This is a genomic window from Enterobacter sp. ECC-219, from assembly GCF_043966805.1.
Classification (GTDB): Bacteria; Pseudomonadota; Gammaproteobacteria; order Enterobacterales; family Enterobacteriaceae; genus Enterobacter; species Enterobacter cloacae_N.
In genome coordinates, this window is the sequence record NZ_CP143680.1 from 2,978,046 (window position 1) to 3,001,156 (window position 23,111).

Genomic DNA, 23,111 nt, shown 5'->3' on the forward strand with positions numbered 1-23,111 from the left:
TAATGCAGGAAACACCTTTGCAGGAAATGCATTAATGCCAGATGCCGGAAGCATGAACCTTCGATCGCTGCTGCTGTTTATTGCCGTCTATGAAACGCAAAACTTTTCCGTCGTTGCGCGGCGGGAGGGGATTTCTGCATCGCAGGTGTCGCGCATTGTTCATCAGCTTGAGGACGCGCTCGGCCAGCAGCTCTTCTATCGCAATACCCGGGCGGTGATCCCCACGGAAAGCGGGCATCTGTTTATCCGCTATGCCCGGGCGATGGTCGATAACTTCGAAGAGGCGCGGCGGGAGCTGGATGAGCGTTCGACCGAACCTTCCGGCACGGTCCGCATTAACGGGCCGGTATTTTTTGGACAGAGGCACGTTGCACCCGGCCTGGCAGGCCTGGCAGAGCGTTATCCACGGTTAACCATAGAGCTGACGCTGACCGATGACTTTATCGACCCGCACCGGGATGCCGCCGATCTCATCTTCCGCATCGGCACGCTGACGGATTCAACGTTCCACGCCCGTGTTTTCGGGCAGCAGCGCTACCACCTTGCCGCATCGCCCGCGTACCTGCGTCAACACGGCGTACCGGTCGATCCGGCCGAGCTGAGCCAGCATAAATGCCTGGTCTATCGCGGTTCGTCCGGGCCTAACCGCTGGCTGGTGCGGCGCAAGGGGGAGAATTGGGTGCACTATCCTGTCGCGCCGCTGATGACGTCCAATAGTGCGGAGTCGCTGCTCGTTGCCGCGCTGGGTGGGATGGGGATCGTCCTGTTTCCGGACTGGCTGATTGGCGACAGGCTGCAGCGGGGGGAGCTGGTCGCCCTTATGCCGGAAATGGCCTGCGCCATCAACACGGAGCAACTGAATATCGCGGCGATTTACCCTAACGCACGTCATCCGCCCCTGAATGTCAGGGCGGTGATTGATTATTACGTAGCGTTTTTCGGCTCGCCGCTATACTGGCAAGCGTAAGGCAATTACGCGCCGAGCTCCTTGCGGATGATATCTGCGCCGGCGCCGAGTGCTTTCAGCTTGCCGTTAGCCACCTGGCGTGAAAGCGGAGCCATGCCGCAGTTGGTTGACGGGTAAAGCTTGTCCGCATCGACGAACTGCAGCGCTTTACGCAGCGTATCGGCCACTTCCTCCGGCGTTTCAACGGCATTGGTTGCTACGTCAATCGCGCCGACCATCACTTTCTTACCACGGATCAGCTCCAGCAGATCCATCGGTACGCGGGAGTTGTGGCACTCCAGGGAGATGATGTCGATGTTAGAGGTCTGCAGCTTAGGGAAGGCCTCTTCGTACTGGCGCCACTCGGATCCGAGCGTCTTTTTCCAGTCGGTATTGGCCTTGATGCCATAGCCGTAGCAGATGTGTACCGCGGTTTCGCACTTCAGCCCTTCGATTGCGCGCTCCAGCGCGGCGATGCCCCAGTCGTTGACCTCGTCAAAAAAGACGTTAAATGCCGGTTCATCAAACTGGATAATATCCACGCCTGCGGCCTCTAACTCACGCGCTTCCTGATTGAGGATTTTGGCGAATTCCCAGGCCAGCTTTTCGCGGCTTTTATAGTGCGCGTCGTAAAGGGTGTCGATCATGGTCATCGGCCCGGGCAGGGCCCATTTGATCGGCTTGTCGGTAAGCTGGCGCAGGTACTTCGCATCGTCCACGAATACCGGCTTCTGACGCGCAACAGCAGAAACCACGGTCGGCACGCTGGCGTCATAGCGGTTACGAATGCGCACCGTCTGGCGGTTCTCAAAATCGACGCCGCTCAGGTGTTCAATAAAGGTGGTGACGAAGTGCTGGCGGGTCTGTTCCCCGTCGCTGACAATATCGATTCCCGCACGGATCTGCTCATCCAGAGACAGGCGCAGCGCATCCTGTTTACCCGCCAGCAGTTCCTGATCCTGCAACTTCCACGGAGACCAGAGCGTTTCAGGTTGCGCAAGCCAGGTCGGCTTAGGCAGGCTGCCAGCCGTAGACGTCGGGAGCAATGTTTTCATAATAAAAGACCTTTTTTGATAAATTAAAGCGCGTAGTTATCAGACCACTGCTCAAGAATGTGTTTATAAGGCTTAATGAAATATTCTTCGGTAAATCGACCCTGTTCAATCGCCAGGCGGCTACGCTCTTCGCGGTCATAAACAATTTTGGTTAATGAATGGTCCTGTTGGTTCAGATCAGGGCGATAAAACAGTCCCGCCGCTGAGTTTGCGTTATAAATTTCCGGGCGATAGATTTTCTGGAACGTCTCCATCGTGCTGATGGTGGCAATCAGTTCCAGATCGGTATAATCACTCAGTAAATCCCCGGTAAAGAAGAACGCGAAAGGCGCCACGCTGTTCTCCGGCATGAAGTAGCGCACCTTCAGGCCCATTTTGGCGAAGTACAGTTCCGTTAATGACTCGCCATCGGGCTGATACTCAATGCCCAGCACAGGATGCTGGTTGCCGGTGCGGCGGTAGGTGTCTTTGCTGGAAACGCTCAGGCAGATTACCGGGCCCTTTTTGAAGCTCTCTTTATATTCCGGGGAATTTATAAAATGGCGGAAAATATTGCCGTGCAGTTCGCCAAATTTATCCGGAATGCTAAAGTGCTGCTGGTTCTTATTGTGTTCCAGCAGCCGCACGCTGAAATCATAATCCCGCACGTAAGAAGAGAAATTATTCCCGACAATGCCAGGGATGCGCTGGTTATTTTTCTTGTCGACAATATACGTTTGTAATACCTCAATGGCCGGGAAGGGCTTTTCCGCGCCAATGTTCAGGTCAACTGAGATAATTTCAAGCTCAACCGCGTAGCGATCGGCATTTGGGTTATCCCAGTGCGCCAGGGCGTTAAAGCGGTTGTTGATCATCACCAGCGTATTGCGCAGATTTTCCTGACGTTTTTCCCCGCGTGCCAGGTTGGCAAAGTTGGTGGTCGTACGCGTATTTTCAGACGGGTTGTAATTCTCATCGAAGCAACTGCGCTTAAGGGTATATGTGAAAGCTTTGCTCATTGTGGTTATGCATCCTAAGTTCATGTTGCTAAGAAGTTACCGATGCATAATTTATGCCTGAGCCCGCGGCGCAGGGGAAGTGACTTAATTTCAATGCAACATGAGCGAAGTTCATGATGTTGATCACAAATTCCCTCGACTCTCGTGCAGCGTCAGTTTTTTTGCGAAACAGACGGCTTCTTGCCTGCCGATGTAGGGGCCATAGTTATCAATTACACGGTAGCCATTTCGCTCATAAAATTTCACCGCACGTGCATTAACGTGTCGGGTTTCTAGCCAGATTTCGCTATAGCCTAGACGTAGTGCCGACGCTTCAAGAAAAGCCAGTAAAGCCTTACCAATCCCCGGCTCGCTCCTGTCGGAATACATGCGTTTCAGCTCCGCAACCTGTTCGGAGAGGGGGCGCAAAGCCGCACATCCAACGGCTTTATCTTTTTCATTCCTGGCGACAACCCACAGGGCGCGTTCGGCCATCATCGAGTCGACGTTAAAATAACGCCTGCCGCCATCCCCGGTGATATTCGCCAGTTCTGATGACAATTTTTCAATCAGACGCAGGGATTCAGAAGTGTGCAGGTCGGCTTTTTTAATCGTTATCATTGGAGGATTCCATTGAGCTTTATTTTGCAGTCGTCAAATTATCAGACGGTTAAGTTGAGTCGTCCTATGTTTTACTTATGTTTCGGCACGCGCTTAATGACGCTATAATCCCCAAAATTTCCAACCGGTTTAGAAACGATCATGACAAAACTCACCTTACAAGAGCAGATGCTGAAAGCGGGCCTGGTCAGCAGCAAAAAAGCGGCGAAAGTGCAGCGCACGGCAAAGAAATCACGCGTTCAGGCGCGTGAGGCTCGGGAAGCGGTAGAAGAGAACAAGAAGGCGCAGATCGAGCGTGACAAGCTGCTGAGCGAGCAGCAGAAGCAGGCCGTACTCGCGAAAGAGTTTAAAGCGCAGGTGAAGCAGCTGATCGAGATGAACCGCATCACCGTGGCGAAAGGCAACATCACCTTTAACTTCACCGACGGTACTCTCATCAAAAAAATCGAGGTCGACAAGCAGACGCAAACCCAGCTGATCAACGGTCGTCTGGCGATTGCCCGTCTGGTGACTAACGCCAGCGGCGACTGCGAATACGCGATTATTCCGGCGGTAGTGGCCGATAAAATCGCCCAGCGCGATGCCGACAGCATCGTGCTTAACAGCGCGCTCAGCCAGGAAGAACAGGACGAAGACGATCCGTACGCGGACTTCAAAATCCCTGACGATTTGATGTGGTAAACCGCATTCAGAACGGGGCGGCGTGACGGGCGTTAACCGGCTCTCCGCTCACGGGATGAATAAAATTCAGAACGCTTGCATGCAGCATCAGCCGGGGCGTTCCCTCAGCCCCCGGCGCGTCAAGACCGCCATACAGATCGCAGCCCAGAATCGGGTGCCCCAGCCGCTGGCAGTGGATGCGCAGCTGGTGGGTTCGCCCGGTTTCCGGCGTGAGTTCAACCCGCGTTAACGGCACTCCCGTTCCCTGATAAAACCGTTCCACTACCCGATAGCGGGACCGGGCGGGTTTACCGTTGATGGCGCAGATCGACATCAGCGGGAACAGCGCCGGGTCTTTGGCAATCGGCGCGTCTATGACTCCCTCATCGTTTTCCAGATGTCCGCAAAGCAGGGCGCTGTAGACTTTCTCCACGCTGCGCTGGCTGAACTGCTGGCACAGCGCCGCGTTGATGGCCTTATTGCGCGCAACCACCATCAGCCCGGACGTGCCGAAATCCAGACGGTGTACCAGCGTGCAGCCGGGGAACATCTGGACCAGACGATAATGGACAGAATCAAGATTTTGCGGGTTTTTGCCCGAGAGGCTGAGCAGGCCGGAAGGCTTATCGATCAGCAGCAGATGTTCATCCTGCCAGAGGATATTGATGTCGTCGTGACACGGTGGGGCTATAAAAGAATCGATAATTGCAGACATCAGGCCGCCCGGCTGGAGAGTAGGTGCGGATGATAACGAAATGCGGGGAAAAAGAAAAACCCTCCCACCGGGCGGTGAGAGGGCAAAATCTTAAGCTGCTACCAGGCTGTCGATGGCGGCTTTCGCATCGGTCTGCGCTTTGGTCGCCACTTCCGGACCGTAAGCGATACCTTCAGCGAACACGAAGTTCACGTCGGTGATGCCGATGAAGCCCAGGAACAGGCTCAGGTACGGCGCAACCAGGTCGGTTGGGGTATCTTTATGGATGCCGCCACGGCTGGTCAGGACGATCGCACGTTTACCTTTCACCAGACCTTCAGGGCCGTTCTCGGTGTAGCGGAAGGTTACGCCAGCGCGCGCCACCAGGTCGAAGTAGTTCTTCAGCTGGGTAGGGATGTTGAAGTTGTACATTGGGGCGTTGATAACGATAACGTCGTGCGCCTGCAGCTCAGCAATCAGCTCGTCGGACAGGGCCAGCGCTTCCTGCTGACGTGGAGACAGCGGTGCATCGCTTGGGCGCAGCGCGCCAACCAGCTCGCCGTCCAGCACAGGAATTGGGTTTGCAGCCAGATCACGCACGGTGATTTGATCTGCGGAATGCTGTTCACGCCACTGTTCAACGAAGTAATCAGACAGCTGACCAGACTGAGAGTACCCTGCCAGAATGCTGGATTTCAAAACTAATACTTTGCTCATGGGTGATTCCTGTTTTTGCATTTGATTGAAGGGGGTTGCCCCGTTGCTTGTTGACACTCTATTCACAATCCTGTCGCAGGGATAGCGCAATATATCGAAGCCTATGTTCGAATTTTTTGAATAAGGCGCTGAAAGCGTCGATGTGGTACTCTATAGCAATCATTAAAAAGAGATTTTACCCGGCAGAGCACTGCCCATTAATGCTATGACAGAACAACAAAAAATCACCTTCCCGATGCTCCTGCAACAGCTTGATTCCCTGATGCTGCGCGATAAACAGCGGTTTTCACGCCGGCTGCACGGCGTGAAGAAGGTTAAAAATCCTGATGCACAACAGGCCATTTACCAGGAGATGGCTAAAGAGATTGAACAGGCGGCAGGGAAGGTTGTGCTGCGCGAAGCCGCACGTCCGGCGATTACCTACCCGGAAAACCTCCCCGTCAGCCAGAAAAAACAGGACATCCTTGAGGCCGTACGCGACCACCAGGTGGTGATTGTCGCGGGTGAAACCGGTTCGGGAAAAACCACCCAGCTGCCGAAAATCTGTATGGAGCTGGGACGCGGTCTAAAAGGGCTGATTGGACATACGCAGCCGCGTCGACTGGCGGCGCGCACCGTGGCGAACCGTATTGCCGAAGAGCTGCAGACGGAGCCGGGCGGCTGCATCGGTTACAAGGTGCGATTCAGCGACCACGTTAGTGATAACACCATGGTCAAGCTCATGACCGACGGTATTCTGCTGGCGGAAATTCAGCAGGATCGCCTGCTGATGCAGTACGACACCATCATCATTGACGAAGCGCACGAGCGCAGCCTGAACATCGACTTCCTGCTCGGCTACCTGAAAGAGCTGCTGCCGCGTCGCCCGGATCTGAAAATCATCATCACCTCCGCAACCATCGACCCGGAACGCTTCTCGAAGCATTTCAACAATGCGCCGATTATCGAGGCGTCAGGACGCACATATCCGGTTGAAGTGCGCTATCGCCCGATTGTTGAAGAGGCGGACGATACCGAGCGCGACCAGCTGCAGGCCATCTTCGACGCCGTTGACGAGCTGGGCAACGAAAGTGCGGGCGACATTCTGATCTTCATGAGCGGCGAGCGCGAGATCCGCGATACCGCCGATGCGCTCAGCAAGCGCGACCTGCGCCACACGGAGATCCTGCCGCTGTATGCCCGCCTGTCCAACAGCGAACAGAACCGCGTCTTCCAGCCGCACAGCGGACGCCGTATCGTTCTGGCGACCAACGTGGCGGAAACCTCGCTCACCGTGCCGGGGATTAAATACGTGATCGACCCGGGCACGGCGCGCATCAGCCGCTACAGCTACCGCACGAAGGTTCAGCGGCTGCCGATTGAGCCGGTCTCTCAGGCTTCTGCTAACCAGCGTAAAGGCCGCTGCGGCCGCGTGTCGGAAGGGATCTGTATTCGTCTCTATTCCGAAGATGATTTCCTGTCACGCCCTGAATTTACCGACCCGGAAATTCTGCGCACCAACCTGGCGTCCGTTATCCTGCAGATGACCGCGCTGGGGCTGGGCGACATCGCGGCGTTCCCGTTCGTCGAAGCGCCGGACAAGCGCAACATTCAGGACGGCGTACGTCTGCTGGAAGAGCTTGGCGCCATTACCACCGACGAACAGGCGAGCATCTATAAGCTGACGCCGCTGGGCCGCCAGCTCAGCCAACTGCCGGTGGATCCGCGTCTGGCCCGTATGGTGCTGGAAGCGCAAAAGCACGGCTGCGTGCGCGAGGCGATGATCATTACCTCGGCGCTCTCCATCCAGGACCCGCGCGAGCGTCCGATGGACAAACAGCAGGCGTCTGACGAAAAGCATCGTCGCTTCCACGACAAAGAGTCCGACTTCCTCGCCTTCGTGAACCTGTGGAACTATCTCGGCGAGCAGCAGAAAGCGCTCTCCTCGAACCAATTCCGCCGCCAGTGCCGCGTGGATTTCCTCAACTATCTGCGCGTGCGCGAGTGGCAGGATATCTACACCCAGTTGCGCCAGGTGGTGAAAGAGCTGGGCATTCCGGTTAATAGTGAGCCGGCGGAGTACCGCGAAATTCACATCGCGCTGCTGACCGGCCTGTTGTCGCATATCGGGATGAAAGATGCGGACAAGCAGGAGTACACCGGCGCGCGCAACGCTCGCTTCTCCATCTTCCCTGGCTCCGGCTTGTTCAAGAAACCGCCGAAGTGGACCATGGTTGCCGAGCTGGTAGAAACCAGCCGCCTGTGGGGGCGCATTGCCGCGCGTATCGATCCGGAATGGGTCGAACCGGTGGCGCAGCACCTGCTGAAACGCTCGTACAGTGAACCGCACTGGGAGCGCGCGCAGGGCGCGGTAATGGCGACCGAAAAGGTGACCGTTTACGGCCTGCCGGTAGTCGCCGCGCGTAAGGTTAACTACAGCCAGATCGATCCGGCACTCAGCCGCGAGCTGTTTATCCGCCACGCGCTGGTGGAGGGGGACTGGCAGACGCGTCACGCCTTCTTCCGTGAAAACCTGAAGCTGCGTGCCGAGGTGGAGGAGCTTGAGCACAAGTCCCGCCGTCGCGATATTCTGGTGGACGATGAGGCGCTGTTTGAGTTTTACGACCAGCGCATCAGCCACGATGTTATCTCCGCCCGCCACTTCGACAGCTGGTGGAAAAAGGCCAGCAAAGAGACGCCGGACCTGCTCAACTTCGAAAAGAGCATGCTGATTAAAGAGGGGGCGGAGTCGGTCAGCAAGCTCGACTACCCGAACTTCTGGCATCAGGGAAACCTCAAGCTGCGGCTGACCTATCAGTTTGAACCGGGTGCCGACGCGGATGGCGTGACCGTTCATATTCCGCTGCCGCTGTTAAACCAGGTCGATGAGGGCGGCTTTGAGTGGCAAATCCCCGGCCTGCGCCGGGAGCTGGTGATTGCGCTGATCAAATCCCTGCCGAAACCGGTGCGCCGTAACTTTGTACCTGCGCCAAACTATGCGGAAGCGTTTTTGGGCCGCGTCACGCCGCTGGAGCTGCCGCTGCTGGACGCGCTGGAGCGCGAGTTCCGCCGCATGACCGGCACCACCATCAACCGCGAAGACTGGAACTGGGATCAGGTGCCCGATCACCTGAAAATCAGCTTCCGCGTGGTGGACGATAAAAACAAAAAGCTGCTGGAAGGGCGTTCGCTGAGCGAGCTGAAAGAGTCGCTGAAGGGGAAAGTTCAGGAGACGCTTTCTGCCGTGGCGGACGACGGTATCGAGCAAAGCGGGCTGCACATCTGGAGCTTTGGCCAGCTTCCGGAAAGCTACGAGCAGAAGCGCGGGAACTATAAGGTCAAGGCCTGGCCTGCGCTGGTGGACGAGCGCGACAGCGTGGCGATCAAACTCTTTGATAATCCGCAGGAACAGCAGCAGATGATGTGGCGCGGGCTGCGCCGCCTGCTGCTGCTGAACATCCCGTCGCCGATCAAGTATCTGCACGAGAAGCTGCCGAACAAGGCCAAGCTGGGGCTGTACTTTAACCCGTACGGCAAGGTGCTGGATCTGATTGACGACTGTATCTCCTGCGGCGTGGACAAGCTGATCCACGAGGCAGGCGGTCCGGTCTGGACGGAAGAGGGCTTTGCAAAGCTTCATGAGAAGGTGCGCGCCGAGCTGAACGACACCGTGGTGGAGATTGCCAAGCAGGTCGAGCAGATCCTCACTACCGTGTTCAATATCAACAAGCGCCTGAAGGGGCGCGTGGATATGACCATGGCGCTGGGGCTCTCGGACGTGAAGGCGCAGATGGCGGGGCTGGTGTACCGCGGCTTTGTCACCGGGAATGGCTTCGCACGCCTGGGCGACACCCTGCGTTATCTCCAGGCGATTGAAAAACGTCTGGAGAAAATGGCCATCGATCCGCACCGCGATCGCGCGCAGATGCTGAAGGTCGAAAGCGTGCAGCAGGCGTGGCAGCAGTGGCTAAACAAGCTGCCGCCGGCGCGCCGCGACGATGAAGATGTGCAGGCGATCCGCTGGATGATCGAGGAGCTGCGCGTCAGCTTCTTTGCCCAGCAGCTCGGTACGCCGTATCCGATTTCGGATAAGCGTATTCTGCAGGCGATGGAGGAGATTTCCGCTTAAGCCCCGGTTTTCTCCCTCTCCCTGTGGGAGAGGGGCGGGGTGAGGGCATCAGGCCGCACAATTTTCACCCGTTCACAATTGCCAGCGTAAACCCATCCCATCCTTTAACCCCCACCGTCTGCAGCGCGGTGGCGGTTACGCGCGGGTTATCCCCAATCATCTCGATAAAACGCCGCACGCCCTGCACGCGCGCGTCGTCGCTTTCCCCGTTAATGACTTCGCCGTCGCGCACCACGTTATCGCCAATGATTATCGTGCCGGGACGGGAATAGTGCAGCGCCCACTCCAGATAGCCGGGATTGTTGGGCTTATCGGCATCGATAAAAATTAAATCGAACGGGGAAACGTCACCGAAATTCTCCAGCGAGTTCAGCGCCGGGCCTTCAATCAGTTCAATGCGATCGTTTAGCCCCGCGAGGTGAATATTCTGGCGGGCAACATTGGCATGCGTCGGGTCAGCCTCAAGCGTAATCAGCTTTCCATCCGGCGGCAGGGCGCGCGCCATCCAGATTGAGCTATAGGCACCCAGCGTACCGATCTCAAGTATCCGCCGCGCCTGCGTCATGCGTACGAACAGCGCCAACAACTGCCCCTGATTGGCCGCTACGTCGTGTTCGGGTAGCCCGGCGCGTTTGTTGTTTTCCAGTACCTGATGAAGTACGTCATCGTCAGGGATAAGCGAAGAAATCATGTAATTATCTACTGCAGACCATTGTTGTTGCATAGAGTGACTCCTTGGATTTTTCTCCCTCTCCCTGTGGGAGAGGGTCGGGGTGAGGGCATCAGCGCGCAAGGCGGTTCATGCGTTCTTCCAGCCGCCGCCCAGCGCCCTGTACAAATCGATCTGCGCCAGCAGCAGGTTATTTTTCACCTGCACCACGCTGGTCTGGACCGAGTACAGCGTGCGCTGCGCGTCCAGCACGTCCAGATAAGAGGAGTAGCCGTTGCGATAGCGATTCTGGGCTATGCGCAGCGTCTCCTGGGCCACGTCCTGCTGGGCAAGCAGCTCCGTCAGCTGTTCCTGATAGCGCGTAATGGCATCAAGGCTGTTGTTCACCTCGGCAAACGCGTTACGCACGGTTTTTTCATAGGCGTACAGCGCCTGGTTACGCTGGGACTGGGAAATATCCACCTGCGCGTTCAGCGCCTGGCGGTTAAGGAGCGGGGCGAGAATACTGCCGCCTGCGCTCCAGAGCTGAAGCGGGTTGTCCAGCAGGCCGGAAAGCGTACGATCCTGAATCGATCCGCTGGCGGTCAGGTTGATCGACGGCAGCAGGCTGGCGCGTGACGCGGCAAGCGAGGCGTCAGCCGCAACCAGCTGTCGCTCGGCCTGAACGATATCCGGCCTGCGATTCAGCAGCGTAGAAGGCAGCTGCGACGGCAGCGTGAGCGGCGTCAGCGCCGCAAAGCTTTCGCTGCGAGCCACCGCGCCGGGATTGCTTCCCAGCAGCAGGCTCAGGGCATTCTCCTGTTGCGCTATCTGATGCCGCAGCACGGGCACCTGCGCCCGCGTTGAGCGAAGCTCGGAATCCGACTGCATCAGCTCCAGGCGAGAGCTGTAGCCCGTCTCAAGCTGGCGTTTGGCGAGCTTAAACGCCTCCTCGCGCGATTTCAGCGTGGATTCGGTCACGCGCAGCTGTTCGTCAAGCGAGAGCAGGGTGACGTACCCGGACGCAACGGAAGACGCGACGGTCAAATCCGCGGCGGCGGCGGCCGCTTTTTGCGCCTCCAGCGAGGCTTCGGCGGCATTGGACGTGCTGCGGTTGACGCCCCAGATATCAACATCATAGCTCGCCGTCAGGCTGCCTCTGTACAGCGTGCCGTAGACCGGCAGCCCGGTCGCGGCGGATTGCGACCGGGCGCGCGTCCCCGTTACGCCCGCGTCAAGGGACGGAAACAGGCTGCCGTCGGCAGCAAAGACCCGCGCCTGATACTCGTTAATTCGTTCGCGGGCGATCAGCACGTCGCTGTTGTTCTTAAGCGCCTGATCCACGTAGCGGTTGAGGTTGTTGTCATGAAAATTACGCCACCAGAGCTGCTCCGTCGGGCTGGCAGGACCGGCGTCAGCACGCCACTGGGCAGGAATTTGCAGCGTCGGTTGCGCCGGTTTGACATCGACGGACTGGCATCCGGCCAGCATGACCGCCAGCACCAGACCGGCTATCGGGCGAAGAGTCATTGCTTCGCCTCCCGCGTATCAATCGTCACCTGTACCGACATACCCGGACGCAGCAGTTTGTACGCATCTTCTTCACCCAGCACCTCAATACGCACCGGAATACGCTGGGCGATTTTTACAAAGTTGCCGGTAGCGTTGTCTGGCGTGATGGCGCTGAATTCAACCCCGGTCGCCGGGGAGATGCTCTCCACGCGGCCCTGATACGCCTTGTTGTTTAAGGCATCGACGGTGAATTTCACTGGCTGGCCGACGCGCAGCTCCGCCAGCTGGGTCTCTTTGATGTTGGCGATCACCCAGTGCTGAGGCGGCACAAGGGTAGTGAGGTGCGTTCCGGCGGTTACATACGCCCCGAGACGCACGGCAATCTGACCGAGCTGGCCGTCGCGCGGGGCGATAATGCGGGTGTTTTGCAGGTCAATCTGCGCCAGCTCCAGCGCCGCTTTGGCGTTTTCAACATCCGCCTCCAGCGCGCCGCGGTTCACAATCACCGTCTGCAGATCCTGACGCGACATCTCAAGCGTGGCTTTCGCCTGGTCGATGTCGGCGCTGCCCTGGGCGGCGCTGGCCAGCGCGGCATCACGTTCGCGAATGGAAAGCGATCCGTCTGCCGTCAGATCCTTCACGCGCTTTAGATCCGCCTGGGTTTTCAGGCTCTGGGCGCGGGCATTTTTCAGCGCGGCGTCATTTTTGGCGATGGTCGCTTCGGCGCTTTTACGCTGCTGTAGGTTGTTATTCAGGGCTGCAATTTTCATCGCCAGCTGTGCCTCGGCCTGATGGACGCGCTGACGATAGATTCGGTCGTCGATCTGCAACAGCAGGTCACCTTTTTTGACCTGCACAAAGTCCTGAACCTTCACCTCGGTGATATAGCCGTTAACCTGGGGGCTGATGAACGTCGTCTGGCCGCGCACGTAGGCGTTGTCAGTAAACTGCGCGTGGCGGGTAAACGGCGGCAGCTGCCATGCATAAAGGATCACCAGTACGCCGACTATACCGATGGCGGCGGCGGTAAAAACGGACACAATGCGCACATTTTTGCGGGTGTTGGCCTGCTCTTTGGCGGCATCCTGCTGACTCATAAATTCTCCAGAAATAATTCAATTATTTGTTGCCGGTGGCGTTCTTCAGCGCCATACGGGCAGTGATGCGCAGGCGCAGCAAGCGCCATAAAATCCAGACCAGCGTGGCGGCGGCAATGCTCGCCGTCAGAAGATAAGTATCGTTGTAAGCCAGAATGTTTGCCTCAAGGGTGGTCACCGTCTGTAGCTGGGTAATGGCCTGCGTTCCCAGCAGCGAACTGTCGCCAATCAGGCTTTTATACATCTGGGTATATAGCTGAATTCGCTCGTTGACCAGCGGGTTGAGCGTGGTGAGCTGATCCGCCAGCAGGCTAGAGTGGTACTTCTCGCGCCAGGTCTGGAAGGTGCCGAGAATCGCTGACCCCAGCAGGCCACCGAGGTTCTGGCTCATGCCGAACATGACCGAGAAGCTGACCAGGTTACGCGGGTCGGCGATCACCCCGCCAATGGCTGCCAGCATGGCGGGTGCCAGGAAGAAGGCGCTGCCGAAGCCCAGCAGGAACTGGCTTAGCATCAGCTGATCCGGCCGGGTCAGGTTGTTGGACTGGCTGTCCAGCAGCGAGGCGATAATCATCAGCGCCAGTGAGGTGACGATCGGCCACGCCAGCTTTGTAGGCTTGATGGTGAGACAGCTGGTGACGATCCCGCAGACGATCCCGGCGAAAATGGACCACGCCAGGTGGGTCATCTGCTCGTTCTGTAATCCCACGTACTGCAGCCAGCCGATGACGCCGGTGTTTTGCTCCGCCAGCACGATGCGGATCAGCAGCATAATGAGCCCCAGACGGACGATGCTGCCGCTCGACAGCCAGCGGGTGTTCAGTAGCGGGTTGCTGCGGTTATGTTCAAACACGATGGCGGAAACAATGAGCACCAGCGATAGCGCCAGCGACCAGCCGATCCACTGCGCCTCGAACCACCATTCAAGGCGGCCTAACGAGAGCACGGCGCAGAGCAGGGCCATACCCGGAGCCAGTAAAAAGAAGGTGATGAAGTCTTTCTTCTCAAAGACCTTGCGCCGATCCCCCGGCGGCAGCTTTAAGGCTATCACGCAGGCAAGGGAGATCAGCGCCAGCCCGAGCTCGAAGAAATAGAGCCCACGCCATTCGTCCAGCTGCAGCAGTTCGGTGGAAAACAGACGCGCCAGCGGAATAGCGAGCGACGATCCGGTGATGCCGATGGTGAGCGCCTTCAGGCGGTGCTTCGCAGGCCAGGCCTGTATTTGATAATAAATCCCCAGCGAGCTGAGCGCCGCGGCCACCATCCCGTGCGCGGCGCGCACCATCAGCGCCGAGCTGAGATCGTTAACGAACAGGTGGAAAAAGGTGACCAGTACGTACAGCACCAAAAAACCTTCCGTAAAGGCGCGCAGGCCGTACTGCTGGCGGAATTTGACCAGCAGCAGGTTGATGGAGATGTTGGTCATCACATAGACCGCGGGTAGCCAGGCGATTTCGGTCGACCAGGCCCCGAAGGTTCCCTGCAGGTTTTGCAGGTTGGCGGTCACCACCGCATTTCCCAGCGCCCCCGTCAGACATACCAGCAGGCCAACGACGCCGTAGGCGATGCGTTTTGGCGTACTGTGCTCCGGGGTGGAAGGTGAACCCAGCAGGGCGGGTTTCTCATGTGGCTGCCACTCGCGAGGAGCATAAGGGTCGCGTTCGGGCAGGCGCATAACGTCATTACCTTAGAAATAATTGAATAATTAGCGGGCTGGCGATTCTACGTCTGCCGCAAATGATAATTCAAGTGAATATGATTTACGCATGTTAATCAAATGTAGAAGAAAAATTTAAGTAAAAAGAGCGGCCCGGGGGACGGGCCGGGAAAGGTCAGAGACGTTCGGGCTGCGCCTGGATGAGTGTTGCACGCTTAACGCGGCTGGCGCAGAAGATCGCGATTAAGGAGATGACCACCGTGACGGCAAGATACCAGGCCACCGGAACCCAGTCGCCGTTATATTTTGCCAGCAGACCGGTGGCAATCAGCGGGGCAGTACCGCCAGCCAGCGCGGCACCGAGCTGATAACCGAGCGTAATGCCGGTGTAGCGTACGTTTGCGCTAAAGATTTCAGAGCACAGCGTGCCGAGTACCGCCGTTACCGGTGCCCACAGCACGCCAAAGGCGATGACCGTTGCGAGCACGATGCCCCAGGTTGTACCGGTATTGAGCAACATAAACCACGGCACGATAAACAAACCGAGGATAAAGACGCTTGTGGCATACATACGCTGACGGCCAATTTTATCCGAGAGCAGCCCCATTAACGGAATCATTATCGTAGCCACCAGGGCTCCCAGCGTCACGGCCTCCAGCGCCTGCGATTTTTGATAGGTCAGCGTGCTGGTGGCGTAACTCACCACAAACGTAGAGAAAATATAGAACGGCGCGGTTTCCACGACTTTGAGACCGGCGGCAATCAGCACTTCACGCCAGTGGTGCTTCAGCGTATCGCGCAGGGGAGCCTTAGCCACCTGACCGGACGCTTTGACTTTCTTAAAATCAGGCGTTTCATCGATATCTTTGCGGATCCACAGGCCAAGCAACACCAGAACCGAACTCAGCAGGAACGGGATGCGCCAGCCCCAGGAGAGGAAATCTTCCTCACTGAAAAGCGTCATCAGCGAAACGATGAAGGTCGCCATCAGCATGCCGATGGTCACGCCCGCCTGTGGAATGCTGCCGAAGAAGCCTTTACGTTTTTCGGGCGCGTATTCGTAGGCCAGCAACAGCGCGCCGCCCCATTCACCGCCTATGCCCATCCCCTGAATAATACGCATCAGGATCAGCAGAGCGGGCGCCCACAGGCCAATCATGTCATACGTTGGGAGCAGGCCGATCATGACGGTTGCACCTCCCATCAAAGAGAGGGTAAGTACAAGGGTTTTTTTACGGCCAATGCGGTCGCCGATATGGGCGAAAAGTACCCCGCCAATCGGACGGATAAAAAAGGTTAATGAGAAAGAGAGATACGAGAGAATGAGTCCGATCACCGGATCGACCATCGGGAAAAAGATCTTATTAAAGACCAGCGCGGCCGCCGTACCGTAGAGAAAATAGTCAAACCATTCAATGGCGCTCCCGGTAAGGCTAGCGATTAACACCTTCTTATTTTTTCGTAATACCGTCGTCGTACTTTCATGTTCTGTCATGACCTGAAACCCCGCCACGTTGATGATGTATGAGGTGTCACCTGGCGCGCTTCAGGTGCAACCCGTGATGATGAAAAAGGTTGTCAAATTGTTAAGCAACTTAGGGTTGGATGTTGTATTTGGCAAGCGCAGGGGGGTGGAAACTGGTCAGATCACGGCGAAATAAGCAGCGTTGGGTGCTTTTCCATGACGTCTGTACAATACAATGTTTTGTAAGGCTGGAAATCAAAAGCATAATAGGCAGGTGCAACCTGATGATATTTGGATGTTTCTGGTTATTTCAGAAAAACGATAAATTCGGCGATTCAACAACATGAGGAGTTGACCATGGTTCAGCCCCATTTTCCCATTCTGGCGGATGCCACGCTGGCGGCCATCAATACTGTCGGCGCATGGCTGGCGCAGGACGACCTGAGCGAGACCCGTCAGCCCCCGGCGGTCGATGTGGTGATTCTGGCTGGCAACGCGGTGATCCCGACCATTGACGCGGCCTGCCGTGTTGCCTTTCAGAAAAACGTGCCGCTTCTGATCAGCGGCGGCATCGGCCATTCGACCACGTTTTTATATGAAGCGATCCGCAAACACCCGCGTTATCACACTCTACCGGTCGCGGGGCGGGCGGAAGCAAGCATTCTTGCCGACGTTGCGCGGGAGTTCTGGCAGATCCCCGATGAGCGCGTGTGGATTGAAGATCGCTCCACCAACTGCGGTGAAAATGCACGTTTTAGCTGGAACATGCTGAAAGAGCGTCAGCGGACAAGCGGGCACATGCTGGTGGTGCAGGACCCGACGATGCAGCGCCGCACGATGGCAACCTTTGCCCGCGTGTGCCGCGATGAGCCCGCGCCACCGCAGTGGATAAGCCATCCCGGATTTACGCCGATGCTGCAAAACGGAAAAGAGGGCGTGGAATTTAGCGAGGACACCGCCGGGCTGTGGCCCGTTGACCGCTATCTTTCACTGGTTCTGGGTGAGCTGCCGCGGCTGTATGATGACGTTAACGGCTATGGCCCGGCCGGGCGTGATTATATCGCTCACGTTGAGTTCCCAGAGGTCGTCACCGCCGCATGGAGACGGTTACAACAGGACCCGATCCTGAAGGGCGCACGTAAAATAATCTGAGCACGGAACAATCCCCTCGCCCCTTTGGGGAGAGGGTTAGGATGAGAGGTAGGGTTGTAAAATCAAAGCGCCGCAAACTTATCCAGCGTGCGCACCAGCTGGGTCACAAAACCATATTCGTTGTCATACCAGGCCACGGCTTTCACCAGCTGCAGATCTCCCGCTTCTGACACTTCCGTCTGCGTGGCGTCGAAGACCGAACCATAGTGCGAGCCAATCACATCGGACGAGACAATCTCCTCATCCGTATACCCAAACGATTTATTCCCCTGGGTCGCCTTTTTCAGCGCGGCGTTGATCTCCTCGACCGTCACCTTTTTACCCAGAATCGCTACCAGCTCGGTAACGGAGCCGGTTTTCACCGGCACGCGCTGGGCGTGGCCTTTCAGTTTGCCGCTGAGCGCGGGGATCACCAGACCGATGGCTTTCGCCGCACCGGTGGTATGCGGAATAATATTTTCTGCCGCCGCCCGCGAGGCGCGGAGGTCTTTCCCGCGCGGCCCATCCACCAGCGCCTGGGTGCCGGTGTAGGCATGAATGGTGGTCATGGTGCCCACTTTAATTTCAAACGCGTCGTTCAGGGCTTTTGCCAGCGGAGCGAGGCAGTTGGTGGTGCAGGACGCGACGGAAATAATGGTATCGCTGGCGTCAATGGTGTCGTCATTCACGCTGTAGACGATGGTTTTCATCTCACCCGCAGGTGCCGAGATCAGCACTTTCTTCGCTCCGGCGTCCAGGTGCGCCCGCGATTTCTCTTCTGAGGTATAAAAGCCGGTGCACTCCACGACGATATCCACGCCCGCGGCTTTCCACGGAATGTGCTTTGCCTCTTTTTCGGCGTACACCGCGATGGTTTTACCGTCGACGATCAGCGCATCCTCGGTGAAGTCCACGCTCCACGGGAAGCCACCGTAGTTGGAATCATGCCTGAGCAGGTAGGCCAGGACTTTCGGGGAGGTAAGGTCGTTGATGGCGACGACGGTATTGCTGTCCTGGGTTTCAAGAAGGCGGCGCAGCACAAGGCGTCCAATGCGTCCAAATCCGTTAATGCCAATTTTACTCATGATGTTCTCCTGTGAACGTGTCGATACGACAGTTTGAACTCATCCAGGCTTAGACCATCACGGGCAGGGCGGCAATTGAAGATACTTCATACGACGGGAAGTATTTGAAAAACCATACAGAAAAGTTAATGAATTTTTAAGGAAAGGAGATTATGTTGGCGCGGTGACTGTTTTTTTTCAGGAAATCCCATGCGCACTAAATATACAAGCCTGCAAATCACGATTCACTGGCTGGTGTTTTTGTTAATCGTCGTCGCATACAGCGCGATGGAATTCAGAGGCTTTTTCCCGCGTACTGACCGTCCGCTTATAAACATGATCCACGTTTCCTGCGGGATCTCAGTTCTGGTGCTGATGGTGGCGCGATTGCTGATCCGCCTCAAGTTTCCCGCACCGCCCATTCAGCCGAAACCCAAAGCGATGATCACCGGTATGTCTCACCTTGGGCATCTGATTGTCTATCTGCTGTTTATTGCGCTGCCGCTGATTGGCATTGTGATGATGTATAACCGCGGAAACGACTGGTTCGCCTTCGGTCTGGCAATGCCGCATGCGGCGGAGTCCAATTTTGACCTGGTAGATATGCTGAAAGAGTGGCACGAGACACTGGAAAATCTGGGCTATTTTGTGATTGGCCTGCACGCCGCGGCGGCGCTGATGCACCACTATTTCTGGAAAGATAATACCCTTCTGCGCATGATGCCGAAAAAGCGTTCGTAGTCTTTTCGCCCGGCGGCGCTTCGCTTGCACGGGCCTACAAACGGCTCTGAATCATAGGCCGGGATCGCTACGCGTCACCCGGCTTGTTTTTTAACCCAGCAGCGCACGCTCTTCATCAGTTAACGCCAGCGTCTGCGTTGACCCCGTCTCTGACGAAATCACCGCCGCTTCCAGAACAGCCATGACCGCTAACGCCTCGACAGGATGGACAGGATTGGTGATTTTCCCGAGTAGTGCATCACGTACGTTGACGTAATACTGGCGCTGATCGCCTTTCGGGGTCGGGATCGCCTGCGGTTCGCCGTTAGCCCCAAAGAACACCAGGCTGTCGTCGTCTTCGCCCCAGGCGTCGCTGCCGGGGATCACGCCAGCAAGCAGCTGCGCTTCCTGCTGGTCGATTCTGGCTTTCACCACGCTGCCTTTGTCGCCATGGACGGTAAAGCGCGCCGTACCGCCAGCCACCAGCATGCTGGCGTGCAGAACCACCTTATGTTCCGGGTAATTTAAGACCACGTGCGCCCAGTCGTTAATCTCTGCGCCGTCGCGCAGCGTTGCGATATTTCCCTGCACAGAATCTGGCAGGCCAAACAGCTGAAGCGTCTGGTCGATCAGGTGCGGCCCCAGATCAAACCACAGGCCGCTGCCGGGCACGTTCTGCTCGCGCCAGCGCACGCGCACTTCCGGGCGGAAGCGGTCAATATGCGACTCCAGATGCTTAACCTTGCCGAGCGTACCCTGCTCGATAATTTGCTTAATGCCGAGGAAATCGCTGTCCCAGCGACGGTTGTGGAAAACGGAGAGCAGAAGCTGCTTTTCATCCGCCAGGGCAATCAGGTCCCGGGCTTCCTGCATATCGAGGGTGAAAGGCTTATCCACGACCACGTGTTTACCCGAGTTCAGGGCCAGCGTCGCCAGCGGCGCGTGGGTGGCGTTAGGGGAGGCAATCACCACCAGGTCGATATCGGGATGCTGAATGGCCTCTTCCGGGGTTGCCACCACCTGTACGTCCGGCAGATCGCGTTTAACCTTCTCTTCATCACGGGAAGAGACCACCGCCAGCTTAAGCCCGTCCACGGACTGGATCAGCGGGGCATGGAACGTTTTCCCCACAAATCCATACCCGATCAGCGCAATGTTGATTGTTTGAACTTTACTCATGACCTTCTCCACGTTAATTCACGCACACCGTGACCTGCAATGCGCCTGGGTCCCCAAGTTCAGGCCAGGGACGATCTAAAAAGAGTTGATGAATGTCGGTTAACCCGGAGACCAGATACGGTTCGCAGCGGTTAACCTTCAGGTGATCGGCGACAATCCAGCCTGCCTGGCTGGCGGCGAGCATCGCGCGTTTTACCTCGGCATCCGCTTCTTTACCGGCGCTCAAACCGAGTTCGGCATGAAGGGCGCACGCCCCAAGTATGGCGATATCTGCCCGATAGCGGGACAGCAGGGACAAGGTGGCGCCTCCGGAAAACAGGCGCTGCTTCTGGTCCCAGTTTCCGCCGAGCAGAACAAGCTCTATGTCCTCCCGGTCACTAAAATGCTGGGCGATATCCAGCGAGGTAGTGATCACGGTGTGAGGCCCCTGTAGAAAAGTGGCCACGGCCATCACCGTGCTGCCGGCATCCAGAAACAGGGTGGAACCCGGCGGAACCGCCTGCGCAACCCGTTTCCCGAGGCGCTGCTTGGTTTCCGGCAGCAGGGTATTGCGGCCCTGACGATTCATGGCCGAAAGATTGAGTGCAATTGCCCCGCCGTGATTCTTCTGGGCAAGGCCCTGATTTTCCAGATCGGTTAGATCCCGACGAATTGTATCCGCTGAAACCTGCAGCTTTTCTGCCAGTTCGGTGATGCTGGCCTGACCTTGTTCACTGAGAATATCAAGGACATAGCGCTGACGTGCGGTTTTGTGCATGGCAGTAATCCTGCAAAATGTCGCAATAGTTTGCATAATACAGCATTTTAAAGCAGAGGGAAGGGTGAGAATGGAATCGCAATGACGACGAGAGAAATCGTTTAGATAGGTGATTATTGAAATTATATTAAACAGATATCATTAAGCCGTTCTGAATGTTAACCAGAGTGTTACTGTTTTGTTTTTATTAATTATTTGGATTATGTAACCAGTGCGCACCCCTTAATGGGATTAATGTTCTGATAAAAACTATATAAATAGCATTTAATTGCTTACATTAGTTTTTTAATGGAATTTAATGTCAACATAAGTGTGTTGGTTACTTAAATTGACACTTCTTTGAAAATCTTTGTGTCTGACCCGCCAAGAAATTAACGCAAAAATGTACGCAGAGGAGATTAAGAATTTTCCTTAAATAACAGAGGGTTTGGGTGTTTCATTTGAAAGGCCATTTTCGGAGTTTTGTCCAGAAACCCCATGTTTTTTCTTATTTGTAACACCACATTAACATTACGGGTGTAGTGGCCTATACCACATTTTGTTATGCTGCAAATCAACTTAAGAAATAAGTAAATTCTTATTTTTAATAAGACGAAGGCGCTTCTCATCTCCAATGGAAATGGGTATGGGACGTTTTACCTGAAATTCAGTGAGGGAGCGAAAAAGATATTTGTCTAATTATCTATACCTCTTTTTGGGTAATTGTTTTGAGTATCACTCAGAGTCAGGGAGATAAAAATGACGATATTGCACAAGCCTGTGTCACGCCAATTTATAGCTGCGCTGGCATTAATTTCATTAGCCATTAATACGGCTTACGCCAATAGTCGCCAGGTGGGTATTGCCCCGGTGGCAACGACAACCTTAAAAGAAAGTATCCTTTTTGCTATCGACCGCGACCCCTCTGTTAGCCAGCAGGCCGCGCAGTTAGGTATTGGTCAGGCACAAATAGATGAGGCGCGTAGCGGCTGGATGCCGCAAATAGCCTTAAACGGGAGCACGGGGCACAGCCAGACCACCGATTCCAGCGGTTCGCTGAAGAATTCTGCGGCCTGGGGGCTGAGCCTTACCCAGCTGATATACGATTTTGGCAAGACCAACAACAGCATCAGCCAGTCTTCCGCCCGGCGCGATAGCTACCGCTATCAGCTCATGAGCACACTTTCTGATGTGGCGGAAAAAACGGCGCTCGGCTACGTGGAGGTTAAACGCTATTCAGACCTGTTACAGGCGGCAAAAGATAACGTTCAGGCGCTGAAAAACGTGGAGCAGCTGGCCAAACTGCGCGCCGATGCGGGCGTGAGTTCCACCTCCGATGAGCTCCAGATCCGCACGCGGATTGCCGGCATGCAGGCGACGGTGGCGCAGTATAACGCCGCGTTGAACAGCGCCCGCGCGCGGCTCGCGGTATTAACCGGGATGCAGGCGGATAACTACTCGCCGGTACCCGCAAACCTTGCGGTTGAGCCGGATTCGCTCAACCGCATTGATTATTCGTTGATACCGGCGGTAATGGCTGCGCAAAACATGGAACGTTCTGCCCAGTATGGCGTTGAAACGGCGAAGTCCCAGCACTGGCCAACCCTGAGCCTGAAAGGGGGACGCACGCGTTACGAATCGGACAACCGTTCCTACTGGGACGACCAGATCCAGCTCAATATTGACGCACCGCTTTATCAGGGCGGCGCGGTATCCGCACGCGTGCGGCAGGCTGAAGGCGCACGGGCGATGGCATCCTCTCAGGTCGATCAGGCGCGTTTCGACGTTCTGCAAAAGGCCTCCGTCGCACAGGCTGACTGGACCGGCGCACGGGGAAGAATGGAGGCCGGGAAGCGGCAGCTGGAAAACGCGCTGCGGGCCCGCGAGGTTTATAAAAATGAATACACCCTGAGCAAGCGGAGCATTAATGATTTGCTCAGCGTTGAGCAGGATGTCTGGCAGGCCACGTCGGCGAAAATAATTGCCGAGTATGATGGCTGGAGTTCGGCAATTAATTATGCTTCCGCGGTTGATAATTTAATGCCGCTTATTGGAATAGAGAAAAACGCTGCCGCAAAATTACCCGATTTGAGTTAACAAAAGCCACGCATAGCTGCGCGAAA

At 56.2% G+C, this 23,111-nt stretch carries 19 protein-coding genes; 6 read left to right on the forward strand and 13 right to left on the reverse strand.

Annotated features, from left to right (window positions below):
• Positions 1-34 precede the first annotated feature (34 nt).
• The gene (locus tag V1603_RS14195; protein WP_192982440.1) at positions 35-967 is read left to right on the forward strand and encodes a LysR family transcriptional regulator; all 933 of its coding nucleotides are present in this window, start codon (positions 35-37) and stop codon (positions 965-967) included.
• Positions 968-972: 5 nt separating this feature from the next.
• Here the strand turns inward: V1603_RS14195 and V1603_RS14200 are convergent, their stop codons facing one another.
• The 3 genes from V1603_RS14200 to V1603_RS14210 all read right to left on the reverse strand — a co-directional run bounded on the left by V1603_RS14200 (position 973) and on the right by V1603_RS14210 (position 3,599).
• Positions 973-2,001, reverse strand: coding sequence for a methionine synthase (locus V1603_RS14200; protein WP_395312803.1), 1,029 nt, complete (start codon positions 1,999-2,001; stop codon positions 973-975).
• Between the two features lie 23 nt (positions 2,002-2,024).
• Positions 2,025-2,999 (reverse strand): DUF1852 domain-containing protein, encoded by a 975-nt coding sequence (locus tag V1603_RS14205; protein WP_395312804.1) that lies wholly within the window; start codon positions 2,997-2,999, stop codon positions 2,025-2,027.
• A 123-nt stretch (positions 3,000-3,122) separates the two neighbouring features.
• The gene (locus V1603_RS14210; RefSeq protein ID WP_395312805.1) at positions 3,123-3,599 is read right to left on the reverse strand and encodes a GNAT family N-acetyltransferase; all 477 of its coding nucleotides are present in this window, start codon (positions 3,597-3,599) and stop codon (positions 3,123-3,125) included.
• Positions 3,600-3,740: 141 nt separating this feature from the next.
• On the opposite strand from V1603_RS14210, the gene V1603_RS14215 reads away from it, so the two are divergent.
• Positions 3,741-4,280 carry a DUF2058 domain-containing protein gene (locus tag V1603_RS14215; RefSeq protein WP_302218534.1) on the forward strand — a complete coding sequence of 180 codons (540 nt, stop codon included), beginning with the start codon at positions 3,741-3,743 and terminating at the stop codon, positions 4,278-4,280.
• A gap of 7 nt (positions 4,281-4,287) precedes the next feature.
• Here the strand turns inward: V1603_RS14215 and V1603_RS14220 are convergent, their stop codons facing one another.
• Positions 4,288-4,974 (reverse strand): RluA family pseudouridine synthase, encoded by a 687-nt coding sequence (locus V1603_RS14220; protein WP_395312806.1) that lies wholly within the window; start codon positions 4,972-4,974, stop codon positions 4,288-4,290.
• A gap of 90 nt (positions 4,975-5,064) precedes the next feature.
• Positions 5,065-5,670, reverse strand: a complete 606-nt coding sequence (gene azoR, locus V1603_RS14225; RefSeq protein WP_116340063.1) for an FMN-dependent NADH-azoreductase — start codon at positions 5,668-5,670, stop codon at positions 5,065-5,067.
• A 205-nt stretch (positions 5,671-5,875) separates the two neighbouring features.
• On the opposite strand from azoR, the gene hrpA reads away from it, so the two are divergent.
• The gene (gene hrpA, locus V1603_RS14230; protein ID WP_395312807.1) at positions 5,876-9,778 is read left to right on the forward strand and encodes an ATP-dependent RNA helicase HrpA; all 3,903 of its coding nucleotides are present in this window, start codon (positions 5,876-5,878) and stop codon (positions 9,776-9,778) included.
• Positions 9,779-9,842: 64 nt separating this feature from the next.
• Here hrpA and V1603_RS14235 read toward each other — a convergent pair whose 3' ends face one another.
• From V1603_RS14235 to V1603_RS14255, 5 genes are all read right to left on the reverse strand, one after another.
• Positions 9,843-10,502: an O-methyltransferase gene (locus V1603_RS14235; RefSeq protein WP_116340059.1), complete on the reverse strand. Its 660-nt coding sequence runs from the start codon at positions 10,500-10,502 to the stop codon at positions 9,843-9,845.
• A 75-nt stretch (positions 10,503-10,577) separates the two neighbouring features.
• Complete coding sequence (locus V1603_RS14240; protein ID WP_395312808.1) at positions 10,578-11,957, reverse strand: efflux transporter outer membrane subunit; 1,380 nt, start codon at positions 11,955-11,957, stop codon at positions 10,578-10,580.
• Complete coding sequence (locus V1603_RS14245; RefSeq protein ID WP_116340055.1) at positions 11,954-13,036, reverse strand: HlyD family secretion protein; 1,083 nt, start codon at positions 13,034-13,036, stop codon at positions 11,954-11,956. The genes V1603_RS14240 and V1603_RS14245 overlap by 4 nt, the downstream gene beginning before the upstream one ends.
• Before the next feature lie 22 nt (positions 13,037-13,058).
• Complete coding sequence (locus V1603_RS14250) at positions 13,059-14,711, reverse strand: MFS transporter (protein ID WP_395312809.1); 1,653 nt, start codon at positions 14,709-14,711, stop codon at positions 13,059-13,061.
• 157 nt (positions 14,712-14,868) lie between these two features.
• The gene (locus V1603_RS14255; RefSeq protein WP_395312810.1) at positions 14,869-16,188 is read right to left on the reverse strand and encodes an MFS transporter; all 1,320 of its coding nucleotides are present in this window, start codon (positions 16,186-16,188) and stop codon (positions 14,869-14,871) included.
• A 327-nt stretch (positions 16,189-16,515) separates the two neighbouring features.
• On the opposite strand from V1603_RS14255, the gene V1603_RS14260 reads away from it, so the two are divergent.
• Positions 16,516-17,310, forward strand: a complete 795-nt coding sequence (locus tag V1603_RS14260; RefSeq protein WP_395312811.1) for a YdcF family protein — start codon at positions 16,516-16,518, stop codon at positions 17,308-17,310.
• A gap of 62 nt (positions 17,311-17,372) precedes the next feature.
• Here the strand turns inward: V1603_RS14260 and gap are convergent, their stop codons facing one another.
• Positions 17,373-18,374, reverse strand: a complete 1,002-nt coding sequence (gap, locus tag V1603_RS14265; RefSeq protein ID WP_116340049.1) for a type I glyceraldehyde-3-phosphate dehydrogenase — start codon at positions 18,372-18,374, stop codon at positions 17,373-17,375.
• Positions 18,375-18,563: 189 nt separating this feature from the next.
• Here gap and cybB point away from each other — a divergent pair, with 189 nt between their 5' ends.
• Positions 18,564-19,094, forward strand: a complete 531-nt coding sequence (cybB, locus tag V1603_RS14270; protein ID WP_395312812.1) for a cytochrome b561 — start codon at positions 18,564-18,566, stop codon at positions 19,092-19,094.
• Positions 19,095-19,184: 90 nt separating this feature from the next.
• Here the strand turns inward: cybB and V1603_RS14275 are convergent, their stop codons facing one another.
• Positions 19,185-20,252, reverse strand: a complete 1,068-nt coding sequence (locus V1603_RS14275; RefSeq protein ID WP_395312813.1) for an oxidoreductase — start codon at positions 20,250-20,252, stop codon at positions 19,185-19,187.
• A 13-nt stretch (positions 20,253-20,265) separates the two neighbouring features.
• Positions 20,266-21,009, reverse strand: a complete 744-nt coding sequence (locus V1603_RS14280) for a DeoR/GlpR family DNA-binding transcription regulator (RefSeq protein ID WP_395312814.1) — start codon at positions 21,007-21,009, stop codon at positions 20,266-20,268.
• 738 nt (positions 21,010-21,747) lie between these two features.
• Here V1603_RS14280 and V1603_RS14285 point away from each other — a divergent pair.
• The gene (locus V1603_RS14285; protein ID WP_395312815.1) at positions 21,748-23,085 is read left to right on the forward strand and encodes a TolC family outer membrane protein; all 1,338 of its coding nucleotides are present in this window, start codon (positions 21,748-21,750) and stop codon (positions 23,083-23,085) included.
• Positions 23,086-23,111: the final 26 nt, after the last annotated feature.